This is a genomic window from Rhodococcus sp. W8901 (assembly GCF_013348805.1).
Taxonomy (GTDB): Bacteria; Actinomycetota; Actinomycetes; order Mycobacteriales; family Mycobacteriaceae; genus Prescottella.
Window position 1 is genome coordinate 3,868,456 of sequence record NZ_CP054690.1, and the last position, 26,199, is coordinate 3,894,654.

The window sequence follows — 26,199 nt, forward strand, 5'->3', positions numbered from 1 at the left end:
GTTCCGCGTGGCCGGATCCGGCACGGTTCTCCGGCTAGGACTTCTCCAGGAATTCGATCTTCTCGGCGTCCAGCGCGGACGTCACCATCGCCGCCAGTCCGGGATGCTCGGTGAGGTCCGGATCGGACTCGGTGACCCGGCGCGCAAATTCCTGCGCAGCGGCGATGACGTCCTCGTGCTCGAGGAGCGAGAGCAGTCGTAGTGTCGTGACACTGCCCGACTGCGCAGACCCCAGGATGTCGCCCTCGCGCCGCTGCCGCAGATCGAGCTGGGCCAGTTCGAATCCGTCGTTGGTGCCTGCGACGGCACTGAGCCGCTCGAAGGCAGGTGACCCCGGAAGCATCTCGGTGATGAGGATGCACAGCCCCTGATGGTCACCGCGGCCCACACGGCCACGCAACTGGTGCAACTGGCTCACGCCGAAGCGGTCCGCGTCGACGAGCACCATGACCGTGGCGTTGGGGACGTCGACACCGACCTCCACCACCGTGGTGCAGACCAGCACGTCGATCGCGCCTTCCGAGAAGTCGCGCATCACCGCGTCCTTCTCGTCCGACGGCAGCCGCCCGTGCAGCAGACCGACCCGCAGGTCGCGCATGGGACCGGACCTCAACTCGTCGAACAGCTCGACCGCGGACTTGGTGTCCGGCGGCTCCTTGCCCGCCTTGATCATGTCGGCTTCGCTGTCGCCGTCACCGATCCGCGAGCACACGACATACGCCTGGCGGCCGTCCGCGACCTCCTCTCGGATCCGCTCCCACGCCCGGGCCACCCACTGCGGTTTCTCCCGCGCCGCGACGACATTGCTCACGATCGGCGAGCGGCCGCGCGGCAGCTGCCGGAGCGTCGACGTCTCGAGGTCACCGAGCACCGTCATCGCGATGGTGCGCGGAATCGGCGTCGCGGTCATCACCAGCAGGTGTGGGCTCAGTCCGTCACGGGCCCGGGAGCGCAGTTCGTCACGCTGTTCGACGCCGAACCGATGCTGCTCGTCGACCACGACGAACCCGAGGTTGAAGAACTGGACATTGTCCTGGATCAGCGCGTGCGTACCGATCACGATGCCGGCGTCGCCGGTCACGATGTCGAGCAGCGCGGCGCGCTTGAAGGCTGTCGACATCGATCCCGTCAGCAGGGTGACTTTGGTGGCAAGGTCCTCGGCGCCGAGTTCACCCGCGATCCCGAGCGGTCCGAGCATCGCGCGCAGCGACCGGTCATGCTGCGCGGCGAGCACCTCGGTGGGTGCGAGCAGCGCGCACTGGTACCCGGCGTCGACGGCCTGCAGCATCGCCCGCAGCGCGACGATCGTCTTTCCCGAGCCCACCTCGCCCTGCAGCAACCGGTTCATCGGATGTGGGCAGGCCAGGTCGGCGGAAATCTCCTGCGCCACCTCCTTCTGCCCGTCGGTCAGCTCGAACGGCAACCGCCGGTCGAACTCCGCGGCCAGGCCGTCCGGCTTCGCCGGACACTGCGGCGCGACGCGGGCCGCGACGTCCCGCCGACGCCGGGCCAGGACCAGCTGCAGCGCCGCGGCTTCGTCGAACCGGAGACGCTCCTGCGCCCGCGCGATGTCGTCACGGGTGTCGGGGAGGTGGACCGTGCGCAACGCCTCGTCGAGCCCGATCAGCCCGTGCTCGTCCCGGATCGATCGCGGCAGGGGATCTTCCACCTCGTCGAGCTGATCGAGCACCTGACGGACGCACCGCAGCAGGGTCCAGCTCTCGACCTCACGAGTGGCCGGGTAGAGCGGAATCAGTTCGCGATCGAATATCGACATGTCCACCGCCGCCCCGGAATCCTGCGTGGCGCGCGCCAACCCGGCCAGCGCCCCGGCGCCCTGCACGTGTGCCATGGGCACGATCGGATCCTCGGACTCTTCCGGCTCCGGCAGGATCAGGTAGCTGGGATGGGTCAGGCTCCACTTGCCCCGGAAGTACTTGACGGTGCCCGAGAACATCGCGCGCACGCCCTTGCGGACCGCGTGCTTGACCTTGTGCGGATTGAAGAAGGTGACGTCGACGCTCTGCGACTCCGCGGCGAGTACGACCTTGAGCATCTGCCCGCGTCGGCTCTTCATGTTCACGACATCCGCGGACACGACGCGGGCGATGATCGTGACGTGGGAGCCCTCCTCGGGTTCCTTCTCCGTCAGTTCCCGACCCTGCGCCGCGTACCGGTGCGGATAGTGCCGCAGCAGGTCCTCGACCGTACGGATGTCGAACGCCTCACCGAGGGCGTCGGCGGTCTTCGCACCCAGCAGGTGGTCGAGCCGGTCGCTCAGCGTCGCCATGCCAAGTCCTCCTGACCGCGCGCATCCCGTTCCGTCGCCCATCGCAGCCCCGTTGCCCATCGCATCGACACAGTCGCCATCCACTCGCCCTCTACTCGACCCCGAACTGCAACAGGTCGCGGCTCTGCCCGCCTGTATAAACCATGACCTCGACACCGGGGTGCCGGGACGTGATGTAGCCGGCGACCCGCTCCCCCAGCTCGTCGGCGGCCTTTGCGCCCAACAGAATGGTCACCAGTTCGCCGCCGGCACCCAGGACGAGATCCACGAGACGACATCCCGCCGCCGCGACGTCCCGCTCGATCACCACCACCTCGTGACCGACCAGCCCCAGCCCGTCGCCCGGCTCGCAGGTCCCGACGTAGGTGAGCGCGCGTTCGTCGGCGATCCGCAGCGAGCCCCACCTCGTGGCCGCAGCGGCCTCCGACATCGCGAATGCGTCGTCGACCGCGATCCGATCGGCGTCGTGGACCGCGATCGCCGCCAGCGCCTGGACCGTCGACGAGCTCGGCAGGAACACGACCTCCCGGTCGTCCGCACGCGCCTGGGCGCCGACCGCGACCAGGTCCTGGGCGGCGAGTGCGCCGTTGGGCAGCACCATCACCTCACCGTGACCGGTGGCGCGGATCGCGGCGAGCAGTTGCGCCCGCGTGATCGTGCCGTCGGACCGCAGCACGTGCGCACCCTCCTGCGCGAACAGTTCCGCCGCACCCTCACCCTCGACGACCGACAGCACGGCGCGCGGAGCCGCCCCCAGCTCACGCGGTCGTTCGGTGCGGGTGGCGTCGAGCACGAAACACGTGATCCGGACACCGCGCAGGCGGCCGGCGTCCAGCCCCGCCTCGACCGCGGCACCGGCGTCGCTGCAGTGCACGTGCACTGACCAGGTGGCCGAACCGTCGCTGCCGTCACTGACGATGACCACCGAGTCGCCCAGTTCGCACAGCCGCGCGCGCAGTCGCGCGATGTGGTCCGCGTCCGTCTCCGCGACCAGGTACATCACCTCGTAGTCCTGGCCCGACACGGCATGCGCGACGTGGTCGACGACGCAGGTGTTCTCGCCGTCTCGCTCGTCCGCGCCCGGAGTCCGGAACGGGGCACGCTCCGGGGCCTGCCCGGTGACGACCTCGACCAGGGCATCGAGGATGACGACCAGCCCGCGGCCGCCCGCATCGACCACACCGGCCGCACCGAGGACGTCCAACTGCGTCGGCGTGCGCATCAACGCTTCGGCGGCCGCGTCCGCGGCCAGCGTCGCGATCTCGGACAGCCGCGCGTCCGCGTGCCCCTGCTCGGCCGCGTCGGCGGCCGCCGCCAGAACGGTCACGATCGTGCCCTCCATCGGAACACTCACGGCCTCGAGCGCGAGGGCCGCGGCATGCCGCAACGCCGAGCGCAGTGTCCGGGCATCGATCAGATCGGTGTCCGCGGCCTCGGCCACCCCGCGCAGAACCTGGGAGAGGATCGCCCCCGAGTTTCCGCGGGCACCGGTCACCGCGCCGCGCGCGAGCGCCTTCGCGACGCCGGACGCGCTCGCCGCGGCACTGCCCAGAGAAGACAGTGCGTCGACCGCCGACCGCATGGTCGCCAACAGATTGGTTCCGGTGTCGGCGTCCGGCACGGGGAAGACATTGAGGTCGTTGATCTCGTCGCAGTGCTTCTCGATACCGGCGGCACAGGCGCGGGCCCATCGGTGCAGCGCCGTGCCGTCCACCGTCTCCAGGACCTCGAGCAATCGCCTGTCCTCTCCCTGCACCGGTTCCACACGCTGACGGGACACGCTCCCTATAGAAGAGGTGGCCCCGGCAGCCAAGCCTAGCGGTGGGTCCGACATACCCGTGGTGGCCCGAGCGCGGCGACCGTGTACGTTCGTTCGCGTCCTTCGTTCTTGGGCCCGACGGTGTGTGTTTTCTCCGTGGGTCCGATGATTTGGCCAATCCGTGCAGATGCGGTTACCCTTGCAGGGTTGCCTCGCACGAGTGGTTCTACTTCGCGTGTTCGTAGGCAAGCACAAGACAATGTTTCACTATCACAAGGAGTTCGCGACTATGGCTGCCGTCTGCGACGTATGCGCCAAGGGGCCCGGCTTCGGTAAGTCGGTCTCGCACTCGCACCGGCGTACCAACCGTCGCTGGAACCCGAACATCCAGACCGTTCGCGCTCAGGTTGCCCCCGGCAACACCCAGAAGCTGAACGTCTGCACCTCCTGCCTCAAGGCAGGCAAGGTCGTCCGCGGCTGATTCGGCCACCAGGACAGTCTTCGACTGAACCCCCGACACCCTCGGTGTCGGGGGTTCAGTCGTCTTCGGGGCAGATCAGGGCAGGTCGGGTACGGATCCGTCGCGGTAGGTGGGACCGAACTTCCGATCGGTTCGGGTCCGGCGGCTACTGTGCTCACGTGACTGCAACTGACGCACCGAGCAATGTCCGCATCGAGGACGGTGTCCTGCGGGTGGCCGTGGCCACCTCCGCGAACGGAACCTCTCTCGACATCGACGGAATCACCGAAGCCACCACCGCCCTGCGCGAGGCCGGCAGCGAGATCGGCGCCGTGCTACTCGCCGGCGACGGCGCGAACTTCTGCGCGGGCGGCAACGTACGGGCATTCGCGTCGGCGGAGAAGCGTGGCGAGTTCGTCGGCGAGGTGGCGGCCGCGTTCCACGAGTTCGTCCGCGCGCTCGACGCGACGACCGTTCCGATCGTCGCGGCCGTCCACGGGTGGGCGGCCGGCGCCGGCATGAGCATCGTGTGCCTGTCCGACATCGCGATCGGTGGAACGTCGACCAAGCTGCGTCCGGCGTACCCGTCCATCGGGTTCACCCCGGACGGCGGCATGTCGTGGACGCTCCCCCGGGTCGTCGGCGCGTCCCGGGCCCGCGAGATCCTCCTCACCGACGCGGTGCTGAACGGCGAGGAAGCCGTGCGTCTCGGAATTCTCAGCCGCCTCGTCGAGGACGATCAGGTGTACGACGAGGCGCTGCGCGTGGCACGCACCCTCGCCGCCGGACCGACCGCCGCGTACTCGGGCATCAAGACACTGTTCACGAGCAGCCGCACCAACACGCTGTCCGAGCAGCTCGACGCCGAGACCGCGTCGATCTCCGCGGCCGCCGACGGCCCGACCGGACGCGAGGGCGTCGACGCGTTCGTCGAGAAGCGCCGCCCGGACTTCTCGTCCGTTCGCAACGCGTAGTTGCGATCCGCGGATCCCGGTCGCCCGTCAGGCCTCCACGGTCACGGCGACCGGGGTCCGGTCCGCACGAAGGTGCACCTTCGGCCAGTAGCCATCCATGAAGGCCTGCTCGAACAATCCCTCGTCGTCGGAGAGATCGATCCCGAAATCGCCCGAGTGGTAGACGGTGACGGCCTCCACGCCGAACCCGGCGACGAACCGCGCACGATCTTCGTCGGTGTCGCCTTCGTCACGCCCCCACTCCCACAGGTAGCCGACGGCCGCATCGTGAACCGCCGTCAGATCCGCCAGGATGTCACGCACCACCGGTAGCAACTCTTCGATCCGCGCGCGGCTCACGCCGTCGAACAGCACCCCGACGGGCCGACCGCCGAACCTGCCGGCCTCCGGGATCTCCGCCGTGTAGCCCATGACCGACGGCACTCGCACGACGATCTCACCCAACACCGGATCGCTCAGCGGCACGTCCGAACCCGACACCTCGATATCGGCGGCCGGAAGGTTCGGAGCATCGAGGAAGGCCCGCTCGTCCTGCTCCTCGTAGTGCGGATTTTCCTGGGCCGGCACGAGGTACGGGACGATGGACAACTGCCCGGGCGACGCGGCGAGGATCCGGCCGTCGTCGGAGTGCAGGTGCACTCGGTTCGCCTCGTGGGCGACCGTCGCGACCCGGAACCGGCGGGGAACCGGGCGCGACCGCCTGCCGATCTCGAGGACCTGACCGTCTTCCGTGTCCAGCACGCGGACGGATTCGACAGGTGTGGTCATGATCGACACCCTGACGACGAACCGGTCCTCACGGCAGCCGCCAATCCACCGGGTCCGCACCGAGATCCGCGAGCAGTTCGTTGGCGCGACTGAACGGGCGCGACCCGAAGAATCCGCGCCGCGCCGACAGCGGCGACGGGTGCGCCGACTCGATGGTCGGGACGTCGCCGAGCATCGGCTTCAGCGTCGACGCATCGCGCCCCCACAGGATCGCCACCATTGGCGCCTGCCGTTCCACCAGTGCCCGGATTGCCTGTTCGGTCACCGTCTCCCAGCCCTTGCGACGGTGCGAGCCGGCGTCACCGGGCGCGACGGTGAGCACCCTGTTGAGTAACAGCACGCCGTGCTCGGTCCACGGCGTGAGGTCGCCGTTGGACGGGGTCGGGTAGCCGAGGTCGTCGGTGTACTCGGCGAAGATGTTGTTCAGGCTCCGCGGCACCGGCCGGACGTCCGGTGCCACCGAGAAGCTCAGTCCCACAGCATGACCCGGAGTCGGGTACGGATCCTGACCCACGATCAGCACCCGCACGTCCTCGAACGGGTTCGTGAAAGCTCGCAGGACGTTCTCCCCGCTGGGAAGGTAGCTACGACCGTCCGCGATCTCCGCGCGCAGGAACTCCCCCATCTCGGCGATGCGACCCTCGACGGGCGCGAGGGCCTTCGCCCATCCGGGATCGACCAGATCGCCCAGCGCCTTGGCCCCCATCAGTCGAGCCTGCGCAGCGCGTCACGGTAGAATGCGGCATTGGCCTGGTACAGCTTGACGTTGAGGTCGAGGTGTCCCTCGGGAACCTCGTACCCCTCGCGGACCTTCGCCGGCACGCCCAGCGCCATGCTGCGCGGCGGCACCTCGAACTTGAACGGGACCACCGCTCCCGCACCGATGACCGAACCCGCGCCGACGACGGATCCATTGAGGACGACCGATCCGGACGCGATGAGGCAGTTGTCGCCGATCGTCGCACCCTCGATGTGCGCATTGTGTCCGACGACGCACCCGGCACCGATGATCGTGGCGTCGATCGACGTGCAGTGGACGATCGTGCCGTCCTGGATGTTGGTGCCCGCGCCGACACTGATGGTGCCGTAGTCGCCGCGCAGGACTGCCTGCGGCCAGATCGAGGCGCCCGACCCCAGCGTGACGGCGCCGATCACGACGGCGTCGGGATGGACGTATGCGTCCGGCGCGATGTCCGGCTCGCGATCACCGAGTGCGTAGATAGCCATGCCTGCAACCTATCCCGCGTCGAAGCTCTGCCAGCCGCCGGACACCGTCCACGGGTGTCCGTCGACGAGCACCGCGGGACCGTCCTCATCGCCGGCGACCTCGCCGATCACCGTCCACCCGTCGGGCGGGGCCGTCCCGGCGGGGAACGTCGCGGCGAGGGCGTGGTCCTCGCCGCCGGTCAGGACCCAGTCCCACGGATCGACCCCCACCCGCTGCGCCGCGGCGACCAGCATCCGATCGAGCTCGATCCGGTTCCGGTCGATCCGGATCCGGACTCCGGACGCCTCCGCGATGTGACTCAGATCCGCGACGAGTCCGTCGGAGATGTCGGTCATGGCCGACGCGCCACCGCGGGCGGCCTCGATGCCGGCGCGGTACGGCGGCGTCGGCACCCGGTGTGCGGCGACGAGCGCAGCAGACACCTCGTCGGTGTCCTCCCCCGGACGCGCGAGATCGGCGAGCAGCAGCGCGAGCCCCGCGGCCGACCGCCCGAGCGTGCCCGCAACCGCGACGACATCGCCCGGAACGGCTCCCGACCGGAGAACGGGCGCGCGCCCCTCGAGGTCCCCGAGCACCGTGATCGACACCACGACGTGGTCGGACTGCACCAGGTCGCCGCCCACCACTCCGGCACCCAGCGCCTCGGCCGCGAGCCCGATTCCTTCCGAGATCCCTGCAGCCACCGACACCGGGGTGTCGGAGGGGCAGCCCAGCGACACCAGAAAGGCCGTCGACCGGGCACCCATCGCGGCGATGTCCGCGCCGTTCTGCGCCACCGCTTTTCGGCCCACCTCCTCGGGAGTGGACCAATCGAGGCGAAAGTGCCGGCCCTCGACCAGCATGTCCGCCGACACCGCGACCCTGCCGTCGGCCGCGCGCACCACCGCGGCGTCGTCCCCCGGCCCGAGGAGCGTGGTCGCCGGCTGCCGGCGGCCCTCGACCGCCCGTCCGATCACCGCGAACTCGCCGATGTCGGCGACCGTGCGATCGGCGTCGTCGCGCCTGGGTCCTGCGGTGTCGATGATCGGCCTCCCAGCGTCGGTCCCGGTGGTGGATGGGTCCAGCCGTGCCGGGTCACGGGTTCGAGTCCCGCGACTGCGGTACCTTTTAATTTGCGGCCGGTATCCCGGCACGGAATGCCGGAGGCGGCGTTCCGGGGTCCCGGATCTCTCGAGACTCTACCGAGATACCGGCGCACGACGACGGGAAGGGACGGACCCGCGGTGCAGGCTTTCGTACTGATTCAGACCGAGGTCGGCAAAGCCGCTGCAGTCGCGGCCACGCTCTCGCGCATCCCGGGCGTCGACTCCGCCGAGGACGTGGTCGGACCCTACGACGTGATCGCTCGCGTGGGCGCACACGGCGAGAACGGACTGTCCGACGTCGTCGACGACATGAAGAAGGTTCAGGGCATCACCCGAATCCTGACCTGCCAGATCGCGGCACCGACCGCACCGACCGAGAACTGAGATGTCCGAACCCGAACACACCCCATCCGAGCAGACCGAACAGCACCGTGCGGAGCCGCAGGAGAAGGAGAAGCGCAGCCCCGCACTGATCGCGACAGCCATCGCGCTTCCCGTCGCCCTCGTCGTCGGCGTGATCGCCGCAGCTGCCATCGCCGGCCGCACACCGGTGACCGAGCCCGTCGGCCTCGGCCCCGTCCAGGCGCCCGCCGCGCAGTCGGCCGAGTGCAACGCATTGATGGAGAACCTGCCCGAGGACATGGGCGACTACACCCGTGCCGAGCTGCGCGATCCCGCACCCGAGGCCACCGCGGCGTGGCAGCCGTCCGAGGGCGAGCCCGTCGTGCTGCGATGCGGTCTCGAGCGCCCGCCGGAGTTCCACCAGGCGTCCGTGCTCAACGTCGTCGACGGCGTGCAGTGGTTCGAGATCTCGGGCGCCGCGCAGGGCATCGACGCGAGCACGTGGTACGCCGTGGACCGCGGCGTCTACGTCGCGCTCACGGTTCCGAACGGATCCGGCCCGACGCCGCTGCAGGACGCCTCCGCCGCGATCTCCGCGTCGATGCCGCAGAAGCCGCTCGACCCCGCCCCGGTTCCCAACCCCTAGAAGTACCCTGCCAGGGCGAGTTCGGCTCGAGCTGAGCTCGGGCCGAACTCGCGTGTCGGTCGGGCGCCGGCCTCAGCGCAGTCCCGTCCCGCGGGCGAGTGCGGTGTCGACGAGGGTGGAGACCAGCGTCGCGTACTCGACGCCCGCGGCGTCCCACATCCGCGGGAACATCGAGATCGACGTGAAGCCGGGCATCGTGTTGATCTCGTTGATGACCGGCCCGTCGGCGGTGACGAAGAAGTCGACACGCGCCAGGCCCTGGCAGTCGAGGGCGCGGAACGCGCGGACGGCGAGTTCTCGGATCTCCGCGCTCACGTCGTCGTCGAGCTTGGCCGGGACGTCGAACTCACAGATGTCGTCGAGGTACTTGGTGTCGAAGTCGTAGAACGCGGACTCGTCGCCATCCGTGTCTGGCATACGGATCTCGGCCACGACGCTCGCACGCACGTCGCCGTTCGGGAACTCGAGGACACCGCACTCGACCTCGCGGCCGACGACACCGGATTCGACGATCACCTTGGGATCGTGCGAGCGCGCGTGCTCCACGGCGGCGTCCAGCTGCGACCAGTCGGCGACACAGGTGATCCCGATCGACGAGCCGCCCCGCGCCGGCTTGACGAACACGGGCAGACCGAGCCGCTCCTTCTGTTCGTCGGTGAGCGTCGGGGTGCCCGGGCGCAGCACCACCTGGAAGCCGACCGGCAGACCCTCGGCCGCGAGCAGCTTCTTGGTGAACTCCTTGTCCATGCCCGCCGCGCTGGCCAGGACGCCGGGACCCACGTAGGGAATGCCCGCGAGCTCGAGCAGCCCCTGGATCGTGCCGTCCTCGCCGTACGCGCCGTGCAGGACGGGGAACACGACGTCGACAGAGGCGAGCGCCTGGCCGGCCTGCGTCTCGTCGAGGCTCACCAGCGCGCCCGCACGAGTGGGGTCCGCGGTCAGTGCCAGGGCGGTGCCCTCCGCGTCGACCGTCGGCATCGACCGGTCCCGGATCGCGAGGTCCGCGGGATCCGTGGAGCCCAGGACCCAGGCGCCGTCCGTGGTTATGCCGATCGGTACCACTTCGTACCGGTCCGGGTCGAGGTTCCTCAGGACGCTGCCGGCGGAGACACAGGACACCGAATGCTCGTTACTGCGGCCACCGAAGACGACGGCGACCCTGGTACGCGGATTGTTCACGCCCCAAACCGTACCGTCGAGGGCGGCATCACATCGAACCGACCGAGTATGCCGATTGCGGTCGCCCGAGAGCTATTCGGGTTTGATGCGGCGACCGAGCAGGAGACCGACCGCGTCGTGCACGGACATCCCCTCGTGGCACACCCGGTGGACGGCGTCCGTCAGCGGCATCTCGACGCCGTGCGCGGCCGCCAGCGCACGCACCGAGGTGCAGGACTTGACGCCCTCGGCGATCTGCCCGTTGGTCGCGGCCTGCGCGCTCTCGAGGGAGCCGCCGAGCCCCAGGCGCTCACCGAACGAGCGGTTGCGCGACAGCGGCGATGCACACGTCGCGACCAGGTCGCCCACCCCGGCGAGTCCGGCCAGCGTCGCCGCGTTCGCGCCGAGCGCGACACCGAGACGGATGATCTCGGCGAGCCCGCGCGTGATGAGCGTCGCGATCGTGTTCTCGCCCAATCCGATTCCCGATGCCATCCCGCACGCCAGGGCGATGACGTTCTTGCACGCGCCGCCGATCTCGCAACCGATCACATCGGTGTTCGTATAGGGCCTGAAATACCCTGTAGCACAAGCCTTCTGAACTGCGAGTGCGCGAGCCTCGTCGGAACACGCGACAACCGTGGCGGCAGGCTGACCCAACGCGATCTCCCGCGCCAGATTGGGCCCCGACAGGACAGCGACGCGGGACGGATCCACCTGGGCGACCTGCGAGATGACCTCGCTCATCCGCAGCAGCGTCACGCTCTCGATGCCCTTCGCGAGGCTGAGCAGCGTGGCGTCCGAACCGATCGCCCCGGCCCAACCCTGCAGGTTGTCCCGCAGCGACTGCGACGGCACCGCCAGCACCACGATGTCGGCGCCGTCGAGAGCCGCCTCGTGATCGGCGGTCGCGGACAACGTCGACGGAAGGACGATCCCGGGCAGATAGTCGGGATTCTCGTGCCGGGACACGATCGCGTCGGCCACCTCGGGCCGCCTCGCCCACAGGGTCACGTCCGTGCCCGCGTCCGCGAGCACCTTCGCGAACGCCGTCCCCCACGACCCCGCCCCGAGTACCGCTGCTCTGCTCACGCCGTCCCCTCCGATCTGCGCTCACCGCTCGTGCCGTTCACTGCCCACACCGTTCCGCCACCGACCCTGCCCACGCCGCACACTGCTTTGGAACACGATATCTCCCCGGCTCCCCAGCTCGCCGGTCGCGAGCCACCCTCGACACGACTGGCAAGATTGCGTCCCATGAAGGCGGAGCACCGATCGCAGCGGCCGGTGCACACCCATGTCCTGATCGCGGTCAAGGAATTACGGCTCGCGAAGTCGCGGCTCGCCGAATCCCTGTCGGCCGCCGACCGCACCGACCTCGTCGTCGCCATGCTGCACGACACGTTGGCGACCCTCGTCGGCGCGGGCGTCGGCCCCGGACCCGACAACTCGTTCTCGGGAATCACGGTCGTGACGCCCGATCCGATGGTGGCGACGATCGCGGATCAGTACGGCGTGAGCCACCTCCCCGACCCTGTCCGGGCGGTCCCCGGGGAGTCGAGTCTCAATGCCGCGCTGGCCGCGGCGGAGTCCTCCGTGCAGACCGATCCCGACCGGACGGATCTGGTGGCGCTGCAAGCGGATCTGCCCGCGCTGCGCGCCGACGAGTTACTCGAAGCGCTCGCTGCCGCCCGGAAGGTGGGGCGCGCGATCGTCGTCGACCACACCGGCACCGGCACGGCAGCCCTCTTCGCGTGCGGGCCGGGCAACGCGCTGGATCCACGTTTCGGCACCGATTCCGCGGCCCGCCACATCGCCTCCGGCGCGTACGCACTCGACGGTGACTGGCCGGGATTGCGCCAGGACGTGGACACGGTCGCGGATCTCGCGGCGGCCGCGCGACTGGGGCTCGGGCCGGCTACACGCGCAGCGCTCGAGCACATGAGGTGTACGCCCGGTGTCCGGCGGCTCTGAATACTGTGAACTGCGCGTGATCGATTGTCGCGCCTGCAATTCTCGAGGGATGATCGGAGAGTGAGCAACGGGAGAGCACTCGAACGACGCACAGACTCCGATCGGGCGACCGAGGACGGCTCCGGCGCGGACCGCGGGGTTCCGGCCGGCGGCCTGGAGAGCGGCCACCGGCCGAGCATCCCGACCGCGCCGCCGGCCGCGACGCCGGACGGCACGGAGGACGTCGGACTGCCCGTGGCTCGCTACCTCAATCGCGAGCTGAGCTGGCTCGACTTCAACTCGCGCGTGCTCGCGCTCGCCGAGGACACGTCGCTGCCGCTGCTCGAGCGCGCGAAGTTCCTCGCGATCTTCGCGTCCAATCTCGACGAGTTCTACATGGTCCGCGTCGCGGGCCTCAAGCGGCGGGACGAGACCGGCCTGTCCGTACGGTCGGCGGACGGACTCTCACCGCGCGAACAGTTGGCGCTGATCGGAACCCGGACGCAGGAGATCTCGTCCAAGCACGCGCAGGTCTTCCTCGACTCGGTGCGTCCGGCGCTCGCCGAAGAGGGAATCTCGATCATCGGCTGGCCCGAACTCGACGCCGAGGAACGCGGACGGCTCTCGGATCATTTCCACGAGCAGGTCTTCCCGGTCCTCACCCCGCTGGCCGTCGATCCCGCGCACCCGTTCCCCTACATCAGCGGCCTGAGCCTGAATCTCGCGGTGACGGTGAAGGACGCCGCCACCGGTGGCGAGCACTTCGCCCGCGTGAAGGTGCCCGACAACGTCGACCGCTTCGTACGCGTCAAGCGCACCGGCGACGCACCCGGCGCGATCGCGGCGTTCCTGCCCACCGAGGACCTCATCGCTGCGCACCTCGACGTGTTGTTCCCCGGCATGGAAGTGGTGGAGCACCACGCCTTCCGGGTCACGCGTAATGCGGATTTCGAGGTCGAGGAAGATCGCGACGAGGACCTCCTCCAGGCGCTCGAACGCGAACTCGCACGCCGCAGGTTCGGCTCCCCCGTCCGACTCGAAGTCGCCGACGACATGACCGAGCACATGCTCGAGCTGCTGTTGCGCGAGCTCGATGTCGACCCCGGTGACGTGATCCAAGTTCCTGGGCTACTTGATCTTTCGTCGCTGTGGCAGGTGTACGGCGTGGATCGCCCCAACCTCAAGGACGCCCCGTTCGTCCCGGCGACCCACCCCGCTTTCGGTGAGCGAGAGACACCGAAGAGTGTGTTCTCGACGCTGCGCGACGGCGACGTCCTGGTGCAGCACCCCTACGATTCGTTCTCGACCAGCGTCCAGCGGTTCATCGAGCAGGCCGCCGCCGACCCGCAGGTTCTCGCGATCAAACAGACGCTCTATCGCACCTCGGGTGACTCGCCGATCGTCAACGCACTCGTCGCCGCGGCGGAGGCCGGCAAGCAGGTCGTCGCTCTCGTCGAGATCAAGGCCCGCTTCGACGAGCAGGCCAACATCAAGTGGGCACGCAAGCTCGAACAGGCCGGCGTCCACGTCGTGTACGGACTGGTCGGTCTCAAGACGCACTGCAAGACCTGCCTCGTGGTCCGCCGCGAAGGTTCGACGATCCGCCGGTACTGCCACATCGGCACCGGCAACTACAACCCCAAGACCGCGCGCCTGTACGAGGACGTGGGCCTGCTGACCGCCGCACCCGAGATCGGCGCCGACCTGACGGACCTGTTCAACTCGCTCACCGGTTACTCCCGAAAGTCGCAGTACCGCAACCTCCTGGTCGCCCCGTACGGCGTCCGCTCCGGAATCATCGAGCGCATCGAAGCCGAGATCGAGCACAAGAATGCCGGACGGGAGTGTGGGGTCCGACTCAAGGCCAACGCCCTGGTCGACGAGCAGGTGATCGATGCGCTCTACCGCGCGTCCCAGGCCGGCGTTCCGGTACGCGTCGTCGTCCGCGGCATCTGCGCCCTCAAGCCGGGAGTTCCCGGGCTGAGCGAGAACATCGAGGTTCGCTCCATCCTCGGACGTTTCCTCGAGCATTCCCGGATCATGCACTTCCGGGGCGCCAACGAGTTCTGGATCGGCAGTGCCGACATGATGCACCGCAACCTCGATCGTCGCGTCGAGGTGATGGCGCAGGTCAAGGACCCTCGACTCGCCCGGCAGCTCGACGAGATCTTCGATTCCGCACTGGATCCCACCACCCGGTGCTGGGTTCTGCAGTCCGACGGCAGCTGGCTGGCGGCGCCGGCCCGCGGCGAGAAGGTCCGCGAACACCAGGAGGAGATGATGCGCCGTCGGCGGTCCTTCAGCTCCTGAGCAGGATCCACCACAGCCTCCGTGTACCGCGAGAGCCGTGGCCGAAGGAAGGAACGAAGCCCTTGAGTCGTGAGAAGCCGAGTCCCGACAAGCCGAGCCCCGACAGACCGGTCAAGGCGAATATCTTCGCGGCGGGCGCAGTTTTGTGGCGTAAGTCTCCGACGAATCCGTATGAGATCGAAATCGCTCTCATACACCGCCCCCGATATGACGATTGGTCATTTCCCAAGGGCAAGCTCGATCCCGGCGAAACGTCGATTGTCGCAGCGGTTCGTGAGATCGGCGAAGAAACTGGCATAACAGCGCAATTGGGGCGACATCTGTCACGTGTGACATATCCGATACCCGGGCATCGAAAGCTCAAACGAGTCGAGTACTGGGCAGCGGAGGCTGCATCCGGACAGTTCACGGCGAACAACGAGGTCGACGAACTGCGTTGGCTGCCACCCGATCGCGTTCCCGACCAGCTGTCCTATCCGATGGATCGAACGATCCTGCGACGATTCATGCAGCTCCCGCCCGATACCACGACCGTCCTACTGGTCCGGCACGCCAAGGCCGGCAGCAGTAACAAGTACACCGGGGACGACACCCTGCGCCCACTCGATACGAAGGGGCTGGTCCAGGCGGAAGCTCTTGTCCCTCAACTGCAAGCCTTCGGGGCCACCGAGATCTCCTCGGCCGACCGCACCCGGTGTACACAGACCATGGAGCCCCTCGCCGAAGCGCTCGGGACGCCCATCCGCATCGAGCCGTTGCTCTCCGAGGAGGGCTACGCAGCCGATCCTGCGGGCGCGCGTGCCCGGGCCCGGAAGATCGCGGCACTGGGGGGCGTCCAGGTGATCTGCAGCCAGGGCGGCGTCATCCCCGACCTCATGGAGTGGTGGGCGGAGCGGGACGGCATCCAGCTGCCGTCGGCTCGAAACCGTAAGGCGAGCACCTGGGTGTTGTCGCTGTCCGGCGGGCGTCTCGTGGCGGCCGATCACATCGACAGCCCCCTGCCGGTCATCCGTAAGGCCGACTGACGCGAACCCCGATCTGGTACAACAGAAAACACAACGCGGCGGCCACGGGAAAGATCCCGTGGCCGCCGTGTCAGTTACGGAGAATTCCGTGGGCGCCGAGGCGCCGGCGGTGTCACTTACGCGCAGTGCGCTTGGCCGGAGCCTTCTTGGCCGCAGTCTTCTTCGCGACAGTCTTCTTGGCGACGGTCTTGGCCGGAGCCTTGGCCGCAGTCTTCTTCGCCACGGTCTTCTTGGCGACGGTCTTGGCCGGAGCCTTGGCCGCAGTCTTCTTCGCCACGGTCTTCTTGGCGACGGTCTTGGCCGGAGCCTTGGCCGCAGTCTTCTTCGCCACGGTCTTCTTGGCGACGGTCTTGGCCGGAGCCTTGGCCGCAGTCTTCTTCGCCACGGTCTTGGCCGGAGCCTTGGCCGCAGTCTTCTTCGCCACGGTCTTGGCCGGAGCCTTGGCCGCAGTCTTCTTCGCCACGGTCTTCTTGGCTGCGGTCTTCTTGGCCGCGGTCTTCTTGGCCGCCTTCTTCACCGGCTCAGCAGCGCCACGCTTGACCGCCGGACCCGAAGCCGGAAGCTTCTGGCCACCGGCAATGAGCGCCTTGAACTGCGCACCCGGACGGAAAGCCGGAACCGAGGTCGGCTTGACCTTGACCGTCTCACCGGTGCGCGGGTTGCGTGCGACGCGGGCCGCACGGCGACGCTGCTCGAAAACTCCGAATCCGGTGATGGTGACGCTCTCACCGGAGTGCACGGCGCGCACGATGGTGTCGACGACATGCTCGACGGCCTCGGTGGCGGTACGCCTGTCCGAACCCAGTTTCTCGGTCAGAACATCGATGAGCTCTGCCTTGTTCATGGAAATTCCTCCGCAAACTAATGGTCCACCGTCGGACCGACTACGAACTACGGTAAACCCGAAATCGGCAAGAGTCTATGTGCCACGCCAATTCTCATCAAGCGCGGCCCCCCCATCTGTGGTAGACGAGGGGGCCGAACCAGTTATCCGATTGGGTCAATTGTCGTTCGCGACACGGGCCGGAAGCGTCTCAGGTTTCCAAGAAGGCCTTGACTTTTCGAACTCGGAAATCGCGTCTACCTGGCGCAATGTCAGCCCGATGTCGTCCAGGCCCTCCAGCAGACGCCACCGCGTGTAGTCATCAATCTCGAACGGCACCACCGTCGTTCCAGCGGTCACGGTCTTCTTCTCGAGGTCGACGACCAACTCGAGACCGGGCTGCTCGTCGAGCAGCTTCCACAGCAACTCGACGTCGCTCTGATCGACCTGCGCGGCCAACAGACCTGCCTTGCCGGCGTTGCCGCGGAAGATGTCGGCGAACCTCGACGCGATGACGACGCGGAAACCGTAGTCCGACAACGCCCACACGGCGTGCTCGCGTGACGAACCCGTGCCGAAGTCCGGTCCGGCGACCAGGACACTGCCCTTGTCGTAGGGCGCGGTGTTGAGAATGAAGTCCGGATCGGTGCGCCAGGCCGCGAAGAGCCCGTCCTCGAATCCGCTGCGGGTCACACGCTTCAGGTACACCGCGGGGATGATCTGATCGGTGTCCACGTTGGACCGGCGCAGCGGAACACCGATTCCCTTATGGGTGGTAAAGGCTTCCATCGTTTTTCTCCTAGTTCCCTTGCGCCCTATGCCAGATCTGCCGGTGCCGCCAGCGTGCCGCGCACGGCCGTGGCTGCGGCGACGGCCGGAGAGACGAGGTGCGTACGCCCGCCCTTGCCTTGGCGGCCTTCGAAATTGCGGTTGGACGTCGACGCGGAACGCTCACCGGGGGCGAGCTGATCCGGATTCATACCCAGGCACATCGAACATCCGGCCTGACGCCACTCGGCTCCCGCAGTGGTGAAGATCTCGCCCAGGCCTTCCTCTTCGGCCTGTGCGCGAACGCGCATCGAACCCGGGACGATCAGCATCCGGACGCCTTCGGCGACCCGACGGCCCTTCAGGACGTCCGCAACGGCACGCAGATCCTCGATGCGCCCGTTGGTGCACGAGCCGACGAAGACGGTGTCCACGGACACATCCCGCAGCGGCGTTCCGGCCTCCAAGCCCATGTACGCCAGCGCCTTCTCGGCTGCGTTCCGCGCGCTCTCGTCGGCGATCTCTGCCGGATTCGGGACCGAATCTCCCAGCGGAGCGCCCTGTCCGGGGTTGGTGCCCCACGTGACGAACGGGGTCAACGAGGCCGCGTCGATGCGCACCTCGGCGTCGAAGACGGCGTCGTCGTCGGTCTTCAACTGTTCCCAGGCCGCCACTGCGGCGTCCCAGTCGGAACCCTGCGGCGCGTGCGGGCGACCCTTGATGTACTCGTAGGTGATCTCGTCCGGTGCGATCATCCCCGCGCGAGCGCCGGCCTCGATCGACATGTTGCAGATCGTCATCCGGGCGTCCATCGACAGCTTGCGGATGGCCTCGCCGCGGTATTCGAGGACATACCCCTGTCCCCCACCGGTACCGATCTTCGCGATCACCGCGAGGATGAGGTCCTTGCTCGTGACACCGGACGGCAACTCACCGTCGACCGTGATCGCCATCGTCTTGAACGGCCGCAGCGACAGCGTCTGCGTCGCCATGACGTGTTCGACCTCACTCGTACCGATTCCCATTGCGAGAGCACCGAAAGCGCCGTGCGTCGAGGTGTGGCTGTCACCACACACGACGGTCGTACCGGGCTGGGTCAGGCCCAGCTGCGGGCCCACCACGTGCACGATGCCCTGATCGAGATCGCCCATCGGGTGCAGACGCACGCCGAACTCCTCGCAGTTCCTCCGGAGGGTGTCGACCTGCGTGCGGGAAACCGGGTCCGCGATGGGCTTGTCGATGTCGATCGTCGGGACGTTGTGGTCCTCGGTGGCGATCGTCAGATCCGGTCGACGCAGCTTGCGGCCCGCGAGCCGGAGCCCGTCGAATGCCTGCGGGCTGGTGACCTCGTGAACGAGATGCAGGTCGATATAGATGAGGTCCGGCTGCCGCGCCGAACCCTCGCCTTCGCCGCGCACGACAACGTGCTCGTCCCACACCTTCTCGGCCAGAGTGCGTCCTCTGTTCGCCATCTTCTCCACCTCTGTATCCGGATGTCGCGCCGCCGGGCTTCAGGGCCGGCCCGTGTCGCGTGATGTGCCGAACCGTCCCTCGCGAAATCAGCTATGATCCCAATATGCGAGAACGGAGTATCGACCTATGAGACAGCATAGCGGCATTGGAGTGCTCGACAAAGCAATGGGCGTCCTGCATGCAGTGGCCGAACAACCTTGCAGCCTCACCGAACTGTGCAACCGCACAGGACTCCCCCGCGCTACCGCCCACCGTCTCGCCGTCGGGCTGGAAGTGCATCGCCTCCTCACTCGCGACGCGGACGGACTGTGGTGCACGGGCCCCGGTCTGGGCGAGCTCGCCGCGAGCGCCAGCGACACCCTCGTCGATGCCGCCACCCTGGTCCTGCCACGGCTGCGCGAGATCACGGGCGAGAGCGTTCAGTTGTATCGGCGGGAAGGCACGCACCGGGTGTGCATCGCCTCGATGGAACCGCCCACCGGCCTGCGCGACACCGTCCTCGTGGGTGCACGCCTGCCGATGACGGCAGGCTCGGGCGCCAAGGTCCTTCTCGCATGGGCGGACCCCCAGACGCAGCGGGCGATCCTGCCCGACGCCTCGTTCGGCGAACGTGTCCTCGTCGAGGTGCGCCGCCGCGGTTGGGCACAGAGCGCGGCAGAACGAGAGCCGGGCGTCGCGAGCGTCGCCGCGCCGGTCCGGGATGCCGCAGGGAACGTCGTCGCCGCAATCTCGGTGTCCGGGCCGATCGACCGGATGGGTCGCCGCCCGGGCGCACGCTGGGCCGCCGATCTCCTGGCGGCGGCGGACGCCTTGCACAAGCGCCTCTGAATTCCATGACGCACCCCACTCGGCGGTCCGCGTAGTGATTCGTGGCACAGTTCTCGCCAGAACGAATTCCAGCCGAGTGGAGGAACTGCAGTGGGAACCAACCAGCGCGGTCAGATCACGATGACGGATGCCGAGATCACCGAGTTCGTCGAGCGGAGCCGGGTGTCGACCATGGCGACGGTCGGACCGAACGGCATGCCGCATCTCGTGGCCATGTGGTACGCGGTGATCGACGGTGAATTGTGGTTCGAGACCAAGGCCAAGTCGCAGAAGGCCGTCAATCTTCGCCGCGACGGCCGGCTCACCATGATGATCGAGGACGGCGACACGTACGACACCCTGCGCGGAGTCTCGATCGAGGGTCGCGGCGAGATCATCGACGATCCGGAGGCGCTGTTCAAGGTCGGCATCAGCATCTGGGAGCGCTACACGGGCCCCTACTCCGAGGACGTCAAGCCGGCCGTCGAGATGATGCTGCACAAGCGCGTCGCCGTCCGAGTGGTCCCGGAGCGGGTCCGGTCGTGGGATCACCGCAAGCTCGGTCTGCCCGCGATGCCCGTCGGCGGATCCACCGCCGCGTATCTGTAGTCGCAGGGAAAACCACGCGACGTCTCCCCCTCCTCGGCGGTAGATTCCGACAGACGAGTCACCACCGAGGCAGGGAGGAGGACGACGTGAGCGAGCCCCGCAACGACGCGATCAAGCGCAAGTTCCGCGAAGCACTCGAGCGCAAGAATCATCAGCAATCGAATTCCGCAGCACATCTGGACGGTCAGTCGAAGGTCCACGACGCGCACGGCAGCGCCGAGCACAAGCGCGAGTTCCGCCGGAAGAGCGGCTAGGACCTCTGGAGAGCGTCAGACGAACCTCAGAAGCCCTGAGAGAACCTGAGAGAACCTCAGCGAACGAAAAAGACCCTCCGATCAATGATCGGAGGGTCTTGCTTTGTAGCCCCGACGGGATTCGAACCCGCGCTACCGCCTTGAGAGGGCGGCGTCCTAGGCCGCTAGACGACGGGGCCAGGAACTTCGTTCTTTACATGCTGTACACCAGGATAAATGCTCTCACCGAAAGAGAATTCCCTGATCCAGGATCGGAGAGTGCTTCCCTTGGTAGCCCCGACGGGATTCGAACCCGCGCTACCGCCTTGAGAGGGCGGCGTCCTAGGCCGCTAGACGACGGGGCCAGAACATTTTCAAGGTGTGTCGCCGCATGCGTGCGACACGATGGAACGCTTCCAATTTCAATCCGACCCTTTCGGATCCGATCTGCGATGGAAGCTCGGCCAGCTGAACTAACCGGAGTTCGGAGTGAAATTCACTCGAACTCTCCGCTGGGGTACCAGGACTCGAACCTAGAATGGCGGTACCAGAAACCGCTGTGTTGCCAATTACACCATACCCCAATGCTCTTCCGGGCTTGCCTGACCTCGCGGCCGGGGGCTTGCCTTTCGAACGAGGAGAACAATATCAAAGCCCCCCACTGTTTCTCCAAATCGGCTGGTCAGAGGGCTGAAATAGCCCTCCGACCGCCGACGGGGAGGCTAGCTGCCGACCTGAGCGCGGGCGGAACGCAGACGCGCGAGCGTCGCCTCCCGACCGAGCAGTTCCATCGACTCGTACAGCGGCGGGCTGATGTGCGAACCGGTGACCGCGACGCGCACCGGCGCGAACGCCTTACGCGGCTTCAGTTCCAACTTCTCGATCAGCGCGGCCTTGAGTGATTCCTCGATATCCGCGGTCACCCACTCCGACAGGGAGTCCAGCGCCTCGATCGTGGCATCCAGGACGGGCGCCGCGTCCGCACCGAGGTTCTTGGCCGCGGCAGCGGGGTCGATCGCGAAGTCCGCGTCGGACACCAGCAGGAACTTCAGCAGGTTCCACGCGTCCGACAGGACGACGATGCGCGTCTGGACCAGGTCGGCTGCAACAGCGAACTGATCGTCGGTCAGCGCGTCGACAGGATGCCCGTGCGTCGTGAGGAACTGGCGCAGCCGCGCAGCGAAGTCCGCCGGCTCGAGCAGACGGATGTGCTCGGCGTTGATCGCGTCGGCCTTCTTCTGGTCGAAGCGCGCGGGATTCGAGTTCACCTTGGAGATGTCGAATGCGGCGACCATCTCGTCGAGCGAGAAGACGTCGTGGTCGTCGGCGATGCTCCACCCCAGCAGCGCGAGGTAGTTGAGCAGGCCCTCCGGAATGAACCCGCGGTCCCGGTGGATGAACAGGTTCGACTCGGGGTCACGCTTGGAGAGCTTCTTGTTGCCCTGCCCCATGACGAAGGGGAGGTGTCCGAACTCCGGGGTGAAGTCGGCGACGCCGACGCGCTGGAGCGCCTCGTAGAGGGCCAACTGGCGCGGCGTGGACGACAGCAGGTCCTCGCCACGCAGGACGTGGGTGATCTTCATCAACGCGTCGTCGACCGGGTTCACCAGCGTGTAGAGCGGGATGCCGTTGCCGCGCGTGAGCGCGAAGTCCGGCACCGTGCCGGCCTTGAACGTGGTCTCGCCGCGCACCAGGTCGTTCCACGCCAGGTCGTGGTCGGGCATGCGCAGGCGGACAACGGGCTTACGTCCCTCGTCCAGGTACGCCTGACGCTGCTCGGGAGTGAGGTCCCGATCGAAGTTGTCGTAGCCCAGCTTGGGATCGCGTCCGGCCGCCTTGTGCCGCGCCTCGACCTCCTCGGGGGTCGAGAACGACTCGTAGGCCTCGCCCGCGTCGAGCAGCTTCCGCACGACGTCGAGGTGCAGGTCGCGCCGCTGCGACTGCCGGTACGGCTCGTACGGGCCGCCGACCTCGGGCCCCTCGTCCCACGACAGACCGAGCCAGCGCAGGGCATCGAGGATCGCCTGGTACGACTCCTCCGTGTCGCGGGCGGCATCGGTGTCCTCGATGCGGAACACGAACTTGCCACCGTGATGCCGCGCGAAGGCCCAGTTGAACAGGGCGGTTCGGACGAGCCCGACGTGCGGGGTGCCGGTGGGTGACGGACAGAAACGGACGCGTACTTCGCTGGTGGTCATGGCTCACTTCGATACACGCTGCTAGGCGCTGGGAAAGGACCCCTACAGGCTAGTACCGCGCCGGTTCCGTGCACACCCGGAAGGCGATCCGATCAGCGTTTGGCGGCAACCGGATTGGTCAGTGTGCCGATCCCCTCGACGGTGACACTCACTGTCTGGCCGTCGACGATCGGCCCGACGCCCTCGGGCGTGCCGGTGAGAATCACGTCGCCCGGCAGGAGTGTCATGACACCGGAGATCCACTCGATGACCTTCGGGATGTCGTGGAGCAGCAGCGAAGTGCGGCTGCGCTGCTTGATCTCGCCGTCGACCTCAGTCCTGACCTCGACGTCCGAAACGTCGAGCTTCGTCTCGATCCACGGTCCCAGCGGGCAGAACGTGTCGTACCCCTTGGCCCGCGTCCACTGGCCGTCGTGGCGCTGCTGATCGCGCGCCGTGACGTCGTTCGCGACGGTGTAGCCGAGGACCACGTCGAGGGCCTTCGCCGCGGGTACATCCTTGCACGGACGGCCGATGACGACCGCGAGTTCGCCCTCGTAGTGGACCTCGTTCGACGACGGCGGCAACAGGATCGGCGCACCCGGCCCGACGATCGACGTGTTGGGCTTGATGAAGATGACCGGATCCTCCGGCGCCTCGCCGCCCATCTCCGCAGCATGCGCCGCGTAGTTCTTGCCGATGCAGATCACCTTGCTCGCCAGGATCGGCGCCAGCAGGCGAACGTCGGCCAGCGGCCAGCTGCGACCGGTGAAAGTCGGTGTGCCGAAAGGATGTTCGGCGATCTCCTTCGCGGTCTGCGCGTCGCCCTCCCCTTCGATCGACACGAAGGCAACTCCATCGGGACTGGCAATTCGACCAAGGCGCATGTGCCCGAGTCTATCCACCCATCGGACGCGATCGCGGGACACCCGGCACCGGCGGCCCCCGAAGAGGTCTACACTCCGAACGGTATCCACACTATAAGACTCTCATTTCACATACTGGGATGGCAACGTGAACCAGGCAGCACAGCAGGAAACGCAGGCGAGCACGCTGCACCGCTGGTCGATGCTGGCGCTCGGCGTACTCGCGCAGGCAGCGGGAGCCATGTTCGCCAACGCGCCCGCTTTCCTGATCCCGACCCTGCAGAGCGACTATGGCGTGAGCCTCAGTCGCGCCGGACTGATCGCCGCGGCCCCGACGCTGGGCTTCCTCGTGAGCCTCATGGCCTGGGGTGCCGTGGTCGACCGCATCGGCGAACGGCGTGTGCTGGTGATCGGCCTGTCCGTCACCGCGCTCGCGAGCGCCGGCGCGGCACTGAGTCAATCGTTCGCACTGCTGGGCGTATTCCTCGTGCTGGGCGGCATGGCCGCGTCGAGCGCCAACGCCGCGAGTGGACGCGTCGTCGTCGGATGGTTTCCGCCCGAGCGCCGCGGCCTGGCAATGGGCATCCGGCAGATGGCGCTGCCGCTCGGTGTCGCTTTCGCGGCACTGACCGTCCCGCAGATCGCCGAATCACACGGTGTGGGTTGGGCGTTGGCACTTCCGACCGCCGTGACCATCATCGCGGCGGCAGCGTGCCTGCTGATCGTCGACCCGCCCCGGCCGACGCGCGCAGCGGCGAAGGAGAGCGGGCTGCTCGACAACCCGTACCGCGGCCGCGGAATGCTCTGGCGGATCCACGGCGTCTCGGTGCTGCTGGTGGTCCCGCAATACCTGGTGTGGACGTTCATGCTGGTGTGGCTGATGACGGATCGGAACTGGTCCGCCGCGTCCGCCGGCATCCTCATCACCTTCACGCAACTCCTCGGCGCGGCCGGTCGGATCGGCGCAGGCTTCTGGTCCGACCGGGTCCGCAGCCGAATGGGCCCCATGCGGTGGGTTGCGGTGGCCGCCGCCGTCTCGATGCTCGCGGTCGCGCTCACCGACTGGCTGGACTCCCCCGCGGCGGTTGCGCTCATGGTGATCGCGTCCGTGATCACCACCGCCGACAACGGGTTGGCCTTCACGGCGGTCGCGGAGATCGCGGGGCCGTACTGGAGCGGTCGTGCGCTGGGCGCCCAGAACACCACCCAGTATGTGGCCGCGACACTGGTCCCCCCGATCTTCGGCGGGTTGATCGGCCTCGTGAGCTTCCCTCTCACGTTCGCGATCGCGGCACTGTTCCCACTCGCTGCGGTACCGCTGGTGCCGGAGGACCCACCCGAACGTGTGTGAGAAACAACACGACCGCCGCCCGGCTACCGGGCGGCGGTCGTGTCGTGTGGAACTCGATGAACCTAGACGGCAGCCGCGATCCGGTCGCCCACCTCGGCGGTGACGATCGGGGCGTCGCCACGCGAAGCCAGATCAGCCTCGACGGCAGCCTCGATGCGGACGGCGTCGTCCTCACGGCCCAGGTGACGCAGCAGCATCGCGGCCGACAGGATCGCTGCCGTGGGATCGGCGATCCCCTGGCCGGCGATGTCGGGTGCGGAGCCGTGGACGGGCTCGAACATCGACGGGTTCGTGCCCGACGCATCGATGTTCGCGCTCGCGGCCAGGCCGATGCCACCGGTGACGGCACCCGCGAGGTCGGTGATGATGTCGCCGAACAGGTTGTCGGTGACGATCACGTCGAAGCGCGTCGGGTCGGTGACCATGTAGATGGTCGCCGCATCGATGTGGCAGTAGGCCGTCTCGACATCCGGGTACTCGGCGCCGATGGTCTCCATCGCGCGGGTCCAGATCCGGCCCGCGTTGGAGAGCACGTTCGTCTTGTGGATGAGCGTCAGGTGCTTGCGGCGGGTCCGCGCCAGCTCGTACGCGGCGCGGACGACGCGCTCGGCGCCGAACCACGTGTTGACCGAGACCTCGGTCGCAACCTCGTGCGGGGTGCCGACGCGGATCGACCCACCGTTGCCGGTGTACGGACCCTCGGTGCCCTCACGGACCACGATGAAGTCGATGTCCGGGTTCGCGGCCAGCGGCGAGCTCGACCCCGGGTAGGTGCGGGCCGGACGCAGGTTCACGTGGTGGTCGAGCAGGAACCGCATGTTCAGCAGGAGCCCGCGCTCGAGGATGCCCGGCTCGACGAACCGCGGATCGCCGATCGCGCCGAGCAGGATCGCGTCGTGCTGACGGATCGCGTCGAGCTCGGCCTCCGGCAGCAGGTCGCCGGTCTCGTTGTAGCGCTTGGCACCGAGGTCGAACTCGGTGGTCTCCACGTCGGGAACCAGCTTCCGCAGCACCTTCAGCGCTTCCGTGGTGACCTCGACACCGATGCCGTCACCGGGAATGACCGCAAGCTTCATGGACACACTCTCTTCTCG

General features: G+C 67.8%; 25 protein-coding genes and 3 tRNA genes. 11 read left to right on the plus strand and 17 right to left on the minus strand.

Features of this window, described 5'->3' with window-relative positions:
- Window positions 1-34: 34 nt before the first annotated feature.
- A complete protein-coding gene (recG, locus tag HUN07_RS18070; RefSeq protein WP_174911620.1) occupies window positions 35-2,290 on the minus strand; it encodes an ATP-dependent DNA helicase RecG in 2,256 nt (751 codons plus the stop codon).
- Window positions 2,291-2,381: 91 nt separating this feature from the next.
- Window positions 2,382-4,025, minus strand: coding sequence for a DAK2 domain-containing protein (locus tag HUN07_RS18075; protein WP_254622586.1), 1,644 nt, complete (start codon window positions 4,023-4,025; stop codon window positions 2,382-2,384).
- A 313-nt stretch (window positions 4,026-4,338) separates the two neighbouring features.
- Between HUN07_RS18075 and rpmB the strand changes: the two genes are divergently transcribed.
- Together rpmB and HUN07_RS18085 are read left to right on the plus strand one after the other, a co-directional pair.
- Window positions 4,339-4,530 carry a 50S ribosomal protein L28 gene (rpmB, locus tag HUN07_RS18080; RefSeq protein WP_031940602.1) on the plus strand — a complete coding sequence of 64 codons (192 nt, stop codon included), beginning with the start codon at window positions 4,339-4,341 and terminating at the stop codon, window positions 4,528-4,530.
- Window positions 4,531-4,688: 158 nt separating this feature from the next.
- Window positions 4,689-5,483: an enoyl-CoA hydratase/isomerase family protein gene (locus tag HUN07_RS18085; RefSeq protein WP_114722491.1), complete on the plus strand. Its 795-nt coding sequence runs from the start codon at window positions 4,689-4,691 to the stop codon at window positions 5,481-5,483.
- A gap of 27 nt (window positions 5,484-5,510) precedes the next feature.
- Here the strand turns inward: HUN07_RS18085 and HUN07_RS18090 are convergent, their stop codons facing one another.
- Genes HUN07_RS18090 through HUN07_RS18105 form a run of 4 tightly spaced genes read right to left on the minus strand, consistent with a single transcriptional unit; the run spans window position 5,511 to window position 8,501 of the window.
- On the minus strand, window positions 5,511-6,251 hold the full coding sequence (locus HUN07_RS18090) for a hypothetical protein (protein ID WP_147283536.1): 741 nt from the start codon (window positions 6,249-6,251) through the stop codon (window positions 5,511-5,513).
- Window positions 6,252-6,279: 28 nt separating this feature from the next.
- The gene (locus tag HUN07_RS18095) at window positions 6,280-6,957 is read right to left on the minus strand and encodes a uracil-DNA glycosylase (RefSeq protein ID WP_174911625.1); all 678 of its coding nucleotides are present in this window, start codon (window positions 6,955-6,957) and stop codon (window positions 6,280-6,282) included.
- A complete protein-coding gene (locus HUN07_RS18100; RefSeq protein ID WP_114722494.1) occupies window positions 6,957-7,478 on the minus strand; it encodes a gamma carbonic anhydrase family protein in 522 nt (173 codons plus the stop codon). The genes HUN07_RS18095 and HUN07_RS18100 overlap by 1 nt, the downstream gene beginning before the upstream one ends.
- A gap of 9 nt (window positions 7,479-7,487) precedes the next feature.
- Entirely contained in the window at window positions 7,488-8,501 is a 1,014-nt protein-coding gene (locus tag HUN07_RS18105) for a thiamine-phosphate kinase (protein ID WP_174914846.1), read from the minus strand.
- A gap of 201 nt (window positions 8,502-8,702) precedes the next feature.
- Between HUN07_RS18105 and HUN07_RS18110 the strand changes: the two genes are divergently transcribed.
- Together HUN07_RS18110 and HUN07_RS18115 are read left to right on the plus strand one after the other, a co-directional pair.
- Window positions 8,703-8,948 carry an Lrp/AsnC ligand binding domain-containing protein gene (locus HUN07_RS18110; RefSeq protein ID WP_114722495.1) on the plus strand — a complete coding sequence of 82 codons (246 nt, stop codon included), beginning with the start codon at window positions 8,703-8,705 and terminating at the stop codon, window positions 8,946-8,948.
- Window position 8,949: 1 nt separating this feature from the next.
- Window positions 8,950-9,552: a DUF3515 domain-containing protein gene (locus tag HUN07_RS18115; RefSeq protein ID WP_114722496.1), complete on the plus strand. Its 603-nt coding sequence runs from the start codon at window positions 8,950-8,952 to the stop codon at window positions 9,550-9,552.
- Between the two features lie 72 nt (window positions 9,553-9,624).
- On the opposite strand, the gene HUN07_RS18120 is transcribed toward HUN07_RS18115, so the two are convergent.
- Both HUN07_RS18120 and HUN07_RS18125 read right to left on the minus strand, forming a co-directional pair.
- Entirely contained in the window at window positions 9,625-10,731 is a 1,107-nt protein-coding gene (locus HUN07_RS18120; protein ID WP_174911628.1) for a D-alanine--D-alanine ligase family protein, read from the minus strand.
- Between the two features lie 72 nt (window positions 10,732-10,803).
- On the minus strand, window positions 10,804-11,802 hold the full coding sequence (locus HUN07_RS18125) for an NAD(P)H-dependent glycerol-3-phosphate dehydrogenase (RefSeq protein ID WP_114722498.1): 999 nt from the start codon (window positions 11,800-11,802) through the stop codon (window positions 10,804-10,806).
- A 165-nt stretch (window positions 11,803-11,967) separates the two neighbouring features.
- On the opposite strand from HUN07_RS18125, the gene cofC reads away from it, so the two are divergent.
- The 3 genes from cofC to HUN07_RS18140 all read left to right on the plus strand — a co-directional run bounded on the left by cofC (window position 11,968) and on the right by HUN07_RS18140 (window position 15,998).
- Window positions 11,968-12,684, plus strand: coding sequence for a 2-phospho-L-lactate guanylyltransferase (gene cofC, locus HUN07_RS18130; RefSeq protein ID WP_114722499.1), 717 nt, complete (start codon window positions 11,968-11,970; stop codon window positions 12,682-12,684).
- Between the two features lie 153 nt (window positions 12,685-12,837).
- Window positions 12,838-14,973 carry an RNA degradosome polyphosphate kinase gene (locus HUN07_RS18135; RefSeq protein ID WP_254623012.1) on the plus strand — a complete coding sequence of 712 codons (2,136 nt, stop codon included), beginning with the start codon at window positions 12,838-12,840 and terminating at the stop codon, window positions 14,971-14,973.
- 62 nt (window positions 14,974-15,035) lie between these two features.
- Window positions 15,036-15,998, plus strand: a complete 963-nt coding sequence (locus HUN07_RS18140) for a bifunctional NUDIX hydrolase/histidine phosphatase family protein (protein ID WP_174911633.1) — start codon at window positions 15,036-15,038, stop codon at window positions 15,996-15,998.
- A gap of 112 nt (window positions 15,999-16,110) precedes the next feature.
- On the opposite strand, the gene HUN07_RS18145 is transcribed toward HUN07_RS18140, so the two are convergent.
- The 3 genes from HUN07_RS18145 to leuC all read right to left on the minus strand — a co-directional run bounded on the left by HUN07_RS18145 (window position 16,111) and on the right by leuC (window position 19,070).
- Window positions 16,111-16,842 (minus strand): HU family DNA-binding protein, encoded by a 732-nt coding sequence (locus HUN07_RS18145; protein ID WP_174911636.1) that lies wholly within the window; start codon window positions 16,840-16,842, stop codon window positions 16,111-16,113.
- Window positions 16,843-16,998: 156 nt separating this feature from the next.
- A complete protein-coding gene (gene leuD, locus HUN07_RS18150) occupies window positions 16,999-17,610 on the minus strand; it encodes a 3-isopropylmalate dehydratase small subunit (protein ID WP_114722503.1) in 612 nt (203 codons plus the stop codon).
- Window positions 17,611-17,636: 26 nt separating this feature from the next.
- Complete coding sequence (gene leuC / locus HUN07_RS18155) at window positions 17,637-19,070, minus strand: 3-isopropylmalate dehydratase large subunit (RefSeq protein ID WP_174911639.1); 1,434 nt, start codon at window positions 19,068-19,070, stop codon at window positions 17,637-17,639.
- Window positions 19,071-19,188: 118 nt separating this feature from the next.
- Between leuC and HUN07_RS18160 the strand changes: the two genes are divergently transcribed.
- The 3 genes from HUN07_RS18160 to HUN07_RS18170 all read left to right on the plus strand — a co-directional run bounded on the left by HUN07_RS18160 (window position 19,189) and on the right by HUN07_RS18170 (window position 20,732).
- The gene (locus HUN07_RS18160) at window positions 19,189-19,890 is read left to right on the plus strand and encodes an IclR family transcriptional regulator (RefSeq protein ID WP_174911642.1); all 702 of its coding nucleotides are present in this window, start codon (window positions 19,189-19,191) and stop codon (window positions 19,888-19,890) included.
- A 90-nt stretch (window positions 19,891-19,980) separates the two neighbouring features.
- Complete coding sequence (locus HUN07_RS18165; RefSeq protein ID WP_174911645.1) at window positions 19,981-20,478, plus strand: pyridoxamine 5'-phosphate oxidase family protein; 498 nt, start codon at window positions 19,981-19,983, stop codon at window positions 20,476-20,478.
- Between the two features lie 86 nt (window positions 20,479-20,564).
- Window positions 20,565-20,732 carry a DUF5302 domain-containing protein gene (locus HUN07_RS18170; RefSeq protein ID WP_174911648.1) on the plus strand — a complete coding sequence of 56 codons (168 nt, stop codon included), beginning with the start codon at window positions 20,565-20,567 and terminating at the stop codon, window positions 20,730-20,732.
- A 106-nt stretch (window positions 20,733-20,838) separates the two neighbouring features.
- On the opposite strand, the gene HUN07_RS18175 is transcribed toward HUN07_RS18170, so the two are convergent.
- The 5 genes from HUN07_RS18175 to HUN07_RS18195 all read right to left on the minus strand — a co-directional run bounded on the left by HUN07_RS18175 (window position 20,839) and on the right by HUN07_RS18195 (window position 23,775).
- Window positions 20,839-20,911: transfer RNA gene (locus HUN07_RS18175), tRNA-Glu, on the minus strand.
- A gap of 89 nt (window positions 20,912-21,000) precedes the next feature.
- Window positions 21,001-21,076: transfer RNA gene (locus HUN07_RS18180), tRNA-Glu, on the minus strand.
- 147 nt (window positions 21,077-21,223) lie between these two features.
- A tRNA-Gln gene (locus HUN07_RS18185) sits at window positions 21,224-21,295 on the minus strand.
- Window positions 21,296-21,433: 138 nt separating this feature from the next.
- Window positions 21,434-22,909 carry a glutamate--tRNA ligase gene (gene gltX / locus HUN07_RS18190; RefSeq protein WP_174911650.1) on the minus strand — a complete coding sequence of 492 codons (1,476 nt, stop codon included), beginning with the start codon at window positions 22,907-22,909 and terminating at the stop codon, window positions 21,434-21,436.
- 92 nt (window positions 22,910-23,001) lie between these two features.
- Entirely contained in the window at window positions 23,002-23,775 is a 774-nt protein-coding gene (locus HUN07_RS18195; RefSeq protein ID WP_174911653.1) for a fumarylacetoacetate hydrolase family protein, read from the minus strand.
- A gap of 181 nt (window positions 23,776-23,956) precedes the next feature.
- Here HUN07_RS18195 and HUN07_RS18200 point away from each other — a divergent pair, with 181 nt between their 5' ends.
- The gene (locus tag HUN07_RS18200) at window positions 23,957-25,105 is read left to right on the plus strand and encodes an MFS transporter (protein WP_114722601.1); all 1,149 of its coding nucleotides are present in this window, start codon (window positions 23,957-23,959) and stop codon (window positions 25,103-25,105) included.
- A 62-nt stretch (window positions 25,106-25,167) separates the two neighbouring features.
- On the opposite strand, the gene HUN07_RS18205 is transcribed toward HUN07_RS18200, so the two are convergent.
- Window positions 25,168-26,181 (minus strand): 3-isopropylmalate dehydrogenase, encoded by a 1,014-nt coding sequence (locus HUN07_RS18205; RefSeq protein WP_174911655.1) that lies wholly within the window; start codon window positions 26,179-26,181, stop codon window positions 25,168-25,170.
- Window positions 26,182-26,199 lie beyond the last annotated feature (18 nt).

Excerpts from the sequence above, each read along its gene's own strand:
- HUN07_RS18200 (WP_114722601.1), top strand. The coding sequence starts at position 23,957 with ATGCTGGCGCTCGGCGTACTCGCGCAGGCAGCGGGAGCCATGTTCGCC.
- rpmB (WP_031940602.1), top strand. The coding sequence starts at position 4,339 with ATGGCTGCCGTCTGCGACGTATGCGCCAAGGGGCCCGGCTTCGGTAAG.
- HUN07_RS18115 (WP_114722496.1), top strand. The coding sequence starts at position 8,950 with ATGTCCGAACCCGAACACACCCCATCCGAGCAGACCGAACAGCACCGT.
- HUN07_RS18195 (WP_174911653.1), bottom strand. The coding sequence starts at position 23,775 with ATGCGCCTTGGTCGAATTGCCAGTCCCGATGGAGTTGCCTTCGTGTCG.
- HUN07_RS18100 (WP_114722494.1), bottom strand. The coding sequence starts at position 7,478 with ATGGCTATCTACGCACTCGGTGATCGCGAGCCGGACATCGCGCCGGAC.
- gltX (WP_174911650.1), bottom strand. The coding sequence starts at position 22,909 with ATGACCACCAGCGAAGTACGCGTCCGTTTCTGTCCGTCACCCACCGGC.
- HUN07_RS18160 (WP_174911642.1), top strand. The coding sequence starts at position 19,189 with ATGAGACAGCATAGCGGCATTGGAGTGCTCGACAAAGCAATGGGCGTC.
- HUN07_RS18095 (WP_174911625.1), bottom strand. The coding sequence starts at position 6,957 with ATGGGGGCCAAGGCGCTGGGCGATCTGGTCGATCCCGGATGGGCGAAG.
- HUN07_RS18205 (WP_174911655.1), bottom strand. The coding sequence starts at position 26,181 with ATGAAGCTTGCGGTCATTCCCGGTGACGGCATCGGTGTCGAGGTCACC.
- recG (WP_174911620.1), bottom strand. The coding sequence starts at position 2,290 with ATGGCGACGCTGAGCGACCGGCTCGACCACCTGCTGGGTGCGAAGACC.
- cofC (WP_114722499.1), top strand. The coding sequence starts at position 11,968 with ATGAAGGCGGAGCACCGATCGCAGCGGCCGGTGCACACCCATGTCCTG.
- HUN07_RS18090 (WP_147283536.1), bottom strand. The coding sequence starts at position 6,251 with ATGACCACACCTGTCGAATCCGTCCGCGTGCTGGACACGGAAGACGGT.
- leuD (WP_114722503.1), bottom strand. The coding sequence starts at position 17,610 with ATGGAAGCCTTTACCACCCATAAGGGAATCGGTGTTCCGCTGCGCCGG.
- HUN07_RS18145 (WP_174911636.1), bottom strand. The coding sequence starts at position 16,842 with ATGAACAAGGCAGAGCTCATCGATGTTCTGACCGAGAAACTGGGTTCG.